Raw genomic sequence first — 1,831 nt, 5'->3', positions numbered from 1 at the left:
ACCGACGTGCTCTACACCAGCTTCGGGAGCTCGGAGACCAACCTGCGCCGGGTGACCGGCCCTCGGGGCAACCTCGACGCCGAGGTCTCCCGCAAGGCCCGGACGGATCTCAGCACCACGGCCTGGACGCTGGCCGGCGGGTATCGAGCCGTCGAGCGACCGACCTTCGAGCTCGATCTCTTGGCGGGATTTCGCTACCTGACCATGAGCAGCGACCTTGAGCTCACCGTGCTGGGCGAGAACGGCCGCCTCGCTCGCCAACGCAAAGTCTCGCTGAACCAGGACCTTTGGGACGGCATCGTCGGCGCGCGGGGTCAGATCCTGTTCCCGCAGTCCGACTGGTTCGTGCCTTATTACGTCGACGTCGGCACCGGGGACTCCAACTGGACCTGGCAGGCCATGCTCGGCGCCGGCTACCGCTTCGACTGGGGCGAGGTGACGCTTGCCTATCGCGCACTCGGGTACGAGCTCGACGAGAACAACATGGATCTCACGCTGCACGGTCCGGGACTCGGGGTTGGCTTCCGCTGGTGAGGCGATGCGATGGACAACATCGTGCTGACGCTGCGCGACCCGACGCTCGCCGACCCGGATCAATACGATCCGCGGCTCGCGCGCTCGGGCGTCATCGGCGCCATGGAGCAGTCCCTCAGCCACCCGATCCAGATGGTGGAGCTCTCCGGCGGCGGCCAGTACGGCACCTTCGGCGCGGGCTTCCTCAACGGCTGGAGCAGCACACCGACGGAGGACCAACGATGAAGAAGAGCGACCAGCATCGCGACCGCATTGATGTCCATCGCAGCCCCATGCTTCCGGGCGCCATCACGGCCGCACTGCTCTGTGCGCTGATCGGCAGCCCGCCACCGCTCCACGCCGGCGACAAGGACATTTCCGGCTTCGACGAGATCACGCTCGCACCGGGCGACACCGGCACCTGCAACTCCAGCCCCTGCACCGTGTACCTGAAGATGCCGCCGGGGGGAGGCAACTACGAAGTCATGAGCAGCGGCGACGGCAGCCTCGGCGAGTATCCGGCCGGCGAGACCGTCAAGCTCGGGAGCTTCTGGAGCGATCAGGCGTTCACGATCAAGGGCATGGACGTACCCAAGGCGTATGCCTACATCCCCAACCAACCATGATCCGGACAACGGGCGCTTGGGGCCAGTCAGTGCGCCGGCCGTGCTGGCGTGGCTGCAGGGACCAAAGACGCTTGGCGCACAAACACGACGAGGAGGCTTCACCATGTTTCATGCAAGCTGTACGTTCCGCTTGGCGTCGCCGCGCGACATCGCTGCCGCGGCGCTGATGCTGCTCTGTCTGCTGGTCACGAGCGCTACTGTCGCCGAAGACCAGGGTGCCCGCCGGCACGCGCAAGGGTCTTACGACCCCGCCACAGCCACCTATGAGGTCGCAGCAGGCGACGACCTGTCCGATATCGCCGCGCGCTTCGGTGTGTCACTCGCAGACTTGAAGGCAAAAAACGACCTGAGCGCTGACGTCATCGACGCGGGCCAACGGCTCGAGATTCCGGGACAGGGTATGCCGGCAGCAGCGGGCGCCGCGAGTGCGGGTGCCGCAGGCTACCAGGTGATCTCCGGCACGATGGGCGCACCCGGCGCCACGGCGACCATCAGCGGCGAGCAGCTCCCGGCACCCGCGCCGCCCTTCGGCGGCGTGATCAAGGACGATGCGCTCAGCTCGACACCCTGGTGGGCACCGCGCATCGCCCCGCCCAAGCAGGCACCGAACATCCTGCTGATCATCACCGACGACGCCGGCTTCGGCGTGCCGAGCACCTTCGGCGGCGTCATCCCGACGCCGACCATGGACC

At 67.1% G+C, this 1,831-nt stretch carries 3 protein-coding genes and 1 pseudogene; all 4 read left to right on the top strand.

What is annotated here, in order from left to right:
- Positions 1-534, top strand: a pseudogene (locus I6U14_RS09890) (hypothetical protein); the annotation flags it as partial.
- 9 nt (positions 535-543) lie between these two features.
- A complete protein-coding gene (locus I6U14_RS09885) occupies positions 544-759 on the top strand; it encodes a hypothetical protein (RefSeq protein ID WP_296898904.1) in 216 nt (71 codons plus the stop codon).
- Positions 756-1,139: a hypothetical protein gene (locus I6U14_RS09880; protein WP_296898903.1), complete on the top strand. Its 384-nt coding sequence runs from the start codon at positions 756-758 to the stop codon at positions 1,137-1,139. The genes I6U14_RS09885 and I6U14_RS09880 overlap by 4 nt, the downstream gene beginning before the upstream one ends.
- A 103-nt stretch (positions 1,140-1,242) precedes the next feature.
- Positions 1,243-1,831, top strand: a 589-nt coding sequence (locus I6U14_RS09875) for a LysM peptidoglycan-binding domain-containing protein (RefSeq protein ID WP_296898901.1), incomplete at its 3' end; no start/stop codon positions are given.

Origin of the sequence: Thiohalocapsa sp. (genome assembly GCF_019695415.1) — a bacterium.
Lineage (GTDB): Bacteria > Pseudomonadota > Gammaproteobacteria > Chromatiales > Chromatiaceae > Thiohalocapsa.
The sequence above is the reverse complement of the archived record's forward strand: the minus strand, read 5'-3'. Positions and strand labels throughout refer to the sequence as shown.

Excerpts from the sequence above, each read along its gene's own strand:
- I6U14_RS09880 (WP_296898903.1), top strand. The coding sequence starts at position 756 with ATGAAGAAGAGCGACCAGCATCGCGACCGCATTGATGTCCATCGCAGC.
- I6U14_RS09885 (WP_296898904.1), top strand. The coding sequence starts at position 544 with ATGGACAACATCGTGCTGACGCTGCGCGACCCGACGCTCGCCGACCCG.